Consider the following 6,000-nt stretch of genomic DNA (forward strand, 5'->3'; position numbering starts at 1 on the left):
TAGGCATCTCGCGCCGCGCTGAAACCCTCGTCAGCAGGGAATGCCGTCTAGGCGCCCTTGCCCGCGATCCGCTGGAGGGCGGGACGCAGCTTCAGGAAGAGGGCGTAGAGGGCATCGAGCGCCACGCGGCTCGGACCCCAGCGGCCGAAGTGACGCACCCAGGCGAGCCCCGGAACACGGGCATAGGCCTCGGTAAACGCACGGGCCCCGTCCACGATCTCGCCCTGGGGCAGCTTCACATGGAAACGCGCCAGGAGCTTCTCCCGGTCGACCGGGCAGGACACGGGCGCATCAGGCTCCGCGACATTCTCGAAAGCTATCCGGTTCCGCCGGTCGAGGCGGCGGAGGAGCGCGATTTCCCTCACGCAGAGGGGGCAGGCGCCGTCATAGTAAACCGTCAGTTCGGACATATGCTGTAACTAGGCGTTTGCGGCCGGGTGAGAATGCGGCATCCCTGCGCAGCGGTTTGCCGCTAGGGTGAAAGCATGACTTACGACCTTCTTGTCATCGGCGGCGGCATCAATGGCGTCGGCATCGCGCGCGACGCGGCGGGCCGGGGCCTGCGTGTTCTCCTGGTGGAGAAAGACGACCTCGCCAGCCACACCTCGAGCTGGTCGACCAAGCTCATCCATGGCGGGCTCCGCTATCTCGAGCATTACGAGTTCCGGCTCGTCTCCGAGAGTCTCCGGGAGCGCGAGGTCCTGCTGCGCGCGGCGCCGCACATGGTCCGCCCGCTGCGCTTCGTGCTGCCCCATGACCGGAACCAGAGGCCGGTCTGGCTGATCCGTACGGGCCTTTTCCTCTATGACCACATCGGCGGGCGGGGCACGATGGAGCGCTCCCGCGCGCTCGACCTGACCAAGGCGAAGGAGGGAAGGGCGCTCAAAGAACAGTTCACCCGCGGTTTCGCCTATTCCGATGCCCAGGTCGATGACAGCCGGCTCGTCGTCATCAATGCCATCGACGCAAGAGAGCACGGCGCGGACATCCGTGTCCGGACCCGGTTCATTTCGGCCGAGCGTAAAGGCGACTGCTGGGAGGCGATGATCGAAGGCGAGGTCAAGCCTGTCCGGGCCAGGGCCTTGGTCAATGCGGCCGGACCGTGGGTCACTGACCTGTTTGCCGGCATCAAGGGCGCCGAGCCGAAGAAACGCCTGCGCCTCGTCAAGGGCAGCCATCTCGTCACCCGCCGGGTCTATGACGGGGATCACGCCTATATCTTCCAGAACCCGGACAAGCGGATCGTCTTCACCATCCCCTGGGTCAATGACAGCACACTGATCGGGACCACCGACGAGCCCTATGAGGGGCCGCCGGCCAAGGCGGCGATCAGCGAGGAGGAAACCGACTACCTTCTCGACAGCGTCAATGCCTATCTCCGGCGTCCGGTGACCAGGAGCGACATCACCAGCACTTTCTCGGGCGTTCGTCCGCTCTATGATGATCTTTCAGCGAAGAGTGCTTCGGCGGTGACACGGGATTATGCGTTCGACATTGACGGGGAAGAAGGCGAGGCGCCACTTCTTTCCGTTTACGGAGGCAAGCTCACGACCTATCGCAAACTGGCCGAGCATGCGCTGGAGAAGCTTTCGGACAGGATCGAGATGGGCGAAGCCTGGACCGAGGAGGCGCGCCTGCCCGGCGGGGATGTCGCGCTGGAGGACTGGCCACGCTTCGAAGAAGAGATGCGGCAACGCTTCGGCTTCCTGCCGGATGCCGTGATGAAGCGTATGCTGATGGCTTACGGCACGCGCCTGCCCGATCTGCTGGGCGATGCGGAGAGCATGGCCGACCTGGGCGAGGACTTCGGCCATGGCCTGACGGAGCGGGAAGTGGCGTGGCTGCGCGAGCATGAATGGGCGCGCACCGTGAACGACATCCTCACCCGGCGGACCAAGCTGGGCCTCGTCTTCACCGAGCCGGAGCGCGAGCGTCTCGCGGCTTATCTCAACGCCTGAAGCCCGCAGGGTCTTTGCCCTTTCGGTGTGTTTAGCCTATCAGTCCCTGACGGGCAGCGCGGTTATTTTGCGGCGCAATAATAATGGGATGAGAATGGCTACCCTGACCGAAGAACAGCAGATGATTGTCGAAACGGCGGCGCAATATGCGAGCGACCGCCTTCGTCCGAATGCGGCCCAATGGGAACAAGCGAAAGAGATGTCGCGCGAGGTCCTGAAGGAGCTGGGCGAGCTTGGATTCGGCGGGATTTACGCCCGCGAGGACATCGGCGGCTCGGGCCTCTCCCGCCTCGATGCCGTCCTGATCTTCGAGGAGCTTTCCAAGGGCGATATTAGTCACGCCACCTTCCTGTCGATCCACAACATGTGCACTTGGATGGTGGACAGTTTTGGTTCGGATTATCTGCGTCAGGAATATGGTACACGCATGACGTCCTGCGACCTGATAGGCAGCTACTGTCTGACCGAGCCGGGGTCGGGTTCTGACGCGGCGAGCCTGAAGACGACCGCGAAGCGCGACGGCGACGAATATGTCCTCAATGGCTCGAAAGTCTTCATCTCCGGCGCCGGGTTCTCGGACGTCTACATCGTCATGGCACGGACGGGGGACGCAGGCCCGAAAGGCATCAGCTGTTTCCTCGTAGAGAAGGGAACCCCCGGCCTCGAGTTTGGCAAGAACGAGCGCAAGATGGGGTGGAATGCCCAGCCGACCCGGATGGTGATGTTCGACGACTGCCGCATCCCCGTGAAGAACCGCCTCGGCGAAGAGGGCGAGGGTTTCACCTTCGCCATGAAGGGCCTCGACGGCGGGCGCCTCAACATCGCGGCGGCCTCGCTCGGCGGGGCCGAGGAGGCGATGAGCCGCGCCATCGCCTATGCCCAGGACCGCACCCAGTTCGGCACGGCCATTGCCGACTTCCAGGCGACCCAGTTCAAGCTCGCCGACATGGCCACGGAGATCGAGGCTGCGCGAGAGCTGCTCTACGCTGCCGCCCGCAAGCTCGATGCAGGGGATCCCGGCGCGACATCGGCCTGCGCGATGGCCAAGCGCTTCGTCACCGATATGGGCTCGAAAGTCGCGAACGACGCCCTCCAGATCCATGGTGGCTACGGCTATCTTTCCGAATACGAAGTGGAACGGATCGTCCGTGACCTGCGGGTTCACCAGATCCTCGAAGGCACCAACGAGATCATGCGGGTCATCATCTCCCGCAAGCTGATGAGCGACAACAGGCGGTAACCATCATGACCAAGACCATTCTCTTCATAGGCCTCGGCAATATGGGTTCGGGCATGTGCGCGAACCTCGTCAAGGCCGGTCACAAGGTCCACGCCTTCGACCTTTCCGACGCCGCGATGAAGGCAGCGGAAGAGGCGGGCGCACACCCTGTCAGCTCCCTCACCGACATGGACGCTTCAAAAGTCGAAGCCATCGTCACCATGCTTCCCGCCGGCAAGCATGTGAAACAGGTGTATACGGAAGGGCTACCTGAAACCCTGCCGCGAGGAACACTGATGATCGACTGCTCGACCATCGATGTCGAAACTGCGCGCGATCTTGCCAGGATTGCCCGCGAACGCGGTCATGCGGCCGTCGACGCACCCGTATCCGGCGGTGTTGCAGCGGCGCAGGCGGGCACGCTGACCTTCATGGTCGGCGGCGAGAAGCAGCACTTCGAGATGGCCAAGCCCATTCTCGAAGCCATGGGCAAGAACATCTTCCATGCGGGCGGCAATGGCAACGGACAGGCGGCGAAGATTGCCAACAACATGCTTCTCGCCATCTCGATGATCGGCACCTGCGAAGCCTTCAACCTCGCCGAGCGCTTGGGCCTTGACGCGCAGACCTTCTTCGATATCTCGTCCCGGGCGTCCGGCCAGTGCTGGTCGATGACGAGCTACTGCCCGGCGCCGGGACCGGTCGAGTCCGCGCCGTCGAACCGGGGCTACAAGCCGGGCTTCGCCGTGCCGATGATGCTCAAGGACCTTGGCCTCGCCCATGACGCGGCGGAGAGTTCCGGCTCGGCCATCCCGCTCGGGGAACATGCGAGGCGGATCTATGAGAGAGCGGCGGAGATGCATCCCGATATGGATTTCTCCGTCATCCTCCCCATGCTGAAGAAGGGCGAGCTGAAGGACTGAAGAGCGCCCGTAAGGAAGGTGCACCATGAACTGGGACGCTTATGACTTCGCAGCGGCGGTTGTCCTTGTCGCCGTCGGCCTGTTGGGAGCGTCGCTGATCTTTCGCAGCGGCGGTGCCATCAGGAAGGTCAGCGGCATCGTGATCCTGCTCGCCGCCGTTCTGGTCTGGATCGAGCTGGCCGTCGGGATTGTCTCCTAGAGGTCCCGCGCCAGCCTGATACCAGTGAACTGCCACCGCGCGTCCGGCGGGAAGAAATTCCTGTAGCTTGCGCGAACATGGCCCCTCGGCGTTGCGCAGCTCCCGCCCTTGAGGACGAGCTGCGACGACATGAACTTGCCATTGTATTCGCCGATCGCCCCCTCGGCGGGCTGGTAGCCCGGATAGGGGGTGTAGGGACTTTGAGTCCAGTCCCACACCGTCCCGAAAGCAGAGCCAAGGCCCTTGTCCCTTCCGGCGAGATGGGGATGGACGAAACCGCCGGGATCAAGGAACTGCCCTTCGCCAGGATCGCTCTCGCGAAGCGCGATCTCAAGCTCCGCCTCCCGCGGTAGCCGGGCCTTGGCCCAGCTCGCGAAGGCCATGGCTTCATAGGCGTTGACGTGGCTGAGAATCCGGTCACGCCGCAGCGGGATCAATCCGTGTAGTGAGAACTCGAACCAGGCGCCGTCGATTTCGTGCCAGTAGAGCGGATGAGCGATGTTCCCTGCCTGCACCCAGGACCACCCGTCGGAAAGCCAGTGGGAGGCCGTCTGGTATCCGCCGTCCTCGATGAAGTCGAGGAACTGTCCGTTCGTAACGGGCGTTCCGTGCAGCGCAAAGTCTTCCAGGTACTGACGATGCCGCGGGCCCTCATTGTCGAAATGGAACCCCGCGCCCTCGAACCCGACCTCGTGCAGCCCCCCTTCGAAGGAAACCCAGCGCTCATTCGCAGCCGTGGTCGCCTCTGGTTCTTCGGGGTGATTTCCGGGCAGGGGAAAGGCGACCGGGAAGACGGGGTTGAGTCCGAACGCCGCCTTGATATCGGTACAGATCAACTCCTGGTGCTGCTGTTCGTGGTGCAGGCCCAGCTCGATCAGGGGTGCAGCCTCAGCGAACCTTGCCGCGTCCAGCGTGCTGATGAGGGCGTCCATTCGCTGGTCCACCGCTTCGCGGTAACGGACGATCTCGCTCACCCGCGGTCGGGAGAGGAGCCCCCGGTTCATGCGCGGCCAGCGCGCGCCAACAGCCTCGTAATAGCTGTTGAAAAGATACCGGTACTGATCGTCAAAGGGTGTGAAGTGGTCCTCGAAGCGCTGCAGGAGGAATTCTTCGAAGAACCAGCTCGTGTGCGCGAGGTGCCAGCGCGTCGGGCTCGCGTCCTCCATCGCCTGAAGGAGCATGTCTTCAGGATGAAGGTGCGCAGCGAGAGCCATCGTCTCGTCACGGACAGCACGGAAGCGAGCCAGCAGGGCATCACGGTCGGTCTCGGCAGGGCGCGCCGCCCTTGCAGCCACCTGGCCCTTCGCCATATCGAGCCTTCTCGCCACGGCCAGAACCGGGCGCCTCTCTCCTCACAAGGACGGAGTCTGACACGCTGCGCAGGCAGGGCGCAAGCTGTTCGTCAGGCCCGTGAACACCCGCTAGGCTGGGACCTCATCGGCCAAGACGGCCATACCGGCAGGGGAAAGCAGGCTGGGACTGCTGTCGTGCCACCAAAAACCAGCGGGTCGGTTTCCGCGCGAACAATCTGAAGACTTTTCCGGTGACCCGTCCCCTTTGAACGCAGCCAGTCTGAGTGAAAGAATGGCTTGTCTGAAGGAGAAGAGCGATGGGCGCGAAGCGCTACAAACCCGAGGAAATCATCTCGAAGCTGCGTGAGGCTGAAGTCCTGCTGGCTGAAGGGGTCAGTGTCGGCGAGGT

General features: G+C 63.3%; 6 protein-coding genes. 4 read left to right on the plus strand and 2 right to left on the minus strand.

Annotated elements, in window-relative coordinates:
• Positions 1-47 precede the first annotated feature (47 nt).
• The gene (locus tag IE053_RS14195; protein ID WP_189577266.1) at positions 48-410 is read right to left on the minus strand and encodes a thiol-disulfide oxidoreductase DCC family protein; all 363 of its coding nucleotides are present in this window, start codon (positions 408-410) and stop codon (positions 48-50) included.
• Between the two features lie 75 nt (positions 411-485).
• On the opposite strand from IE053_RS14195, the gene glpD reads away from it, so the two are divergent.
• The 4 genes from glpD to IE053_RS14215 all read left to right on the plus strand — a co-directional run bounded on the left by glpD (position 486) and on the right by IE053_RS14215 (position 4,299).
• Positions 486-1,958 carry a glycerol-3-phosphate dehydrogenase gene (gene glpD, locus IE053_RS14200; RefSeq protein WP_189577268.1) on the plus strand — a complete coding sequence of 491 codons (1,473 nt, stop codon included), beginning with the start codon at positions 486-488 and terminating at the stop codon, positions 1,956-1,958.
• Positions 1,959-2,046: 88 nt separating this feature from the next.
• Positions 2,047-3,198, plus strand: coding sequence for an acyl-CoA dehydrogenase family protein (locus tag IE053_RS14205; protein ID WP_189577270.1), 1,152 nt, complete (start codon positions 2,047-2,049; stop codon positions 3,196-3,198).
• 5 nt (positions 3,199-3,203) lie between these two features.
• Positions 3,204-4,100, plus strand: coding sequence for a 3-hydroxyisobutyrate dehydrogenase (mmsB, locus tag IE053_RS14210; RefSeq protein ID WP_189577272.1), 897 nt, complete (start codon positions 3,204-3,206; stop codon positions 4,098-4,100).
• Positions 4,101-4,125: 25 nt separating this feature from the next.
• The gene (locus IE053_RS14215) at positions 4,126-4,299 is read left to right on the plus strand and encodes a hypothetical protein (protein WP_189577274.1); all 174 of its coding nucleotides are present in this window, start codon (positions 4,126-4,128) and stop codon (positions 4,297-4,299) included.
• Here the strand turns inward: IE053_RS14215 and egtB are convergent.
• On the minus strand, positions 4,296-5,609 hold the full coding sequence (gene egtB / locus IE053_RS14220) for an ergothioneine biosynthesis protein EgtB (RefSeq protein WP_189577276.1): 1,314 nt from the start codon (positions 5,607-5,609) through the stop codon (positions 4,296-4,298). The genes IE053_RS14215 and egtB overlap by 4 nt on opposite strands.
• Between the last annotated feature and the right edge of the window lie 391 nt (positions 5,610-6,000).

Source organism: Parvularcula lutaonensis, from assembly GCF_014651915.1.
In the GTDB taxonomy this organism is placed as follows: domain Bacteria; phylum Pseudomonadota; class Alphaproteobacteria; order Caulobacterales; family Parvularculaceae; genus Parvularcula; species Parvularcula lutaonensis.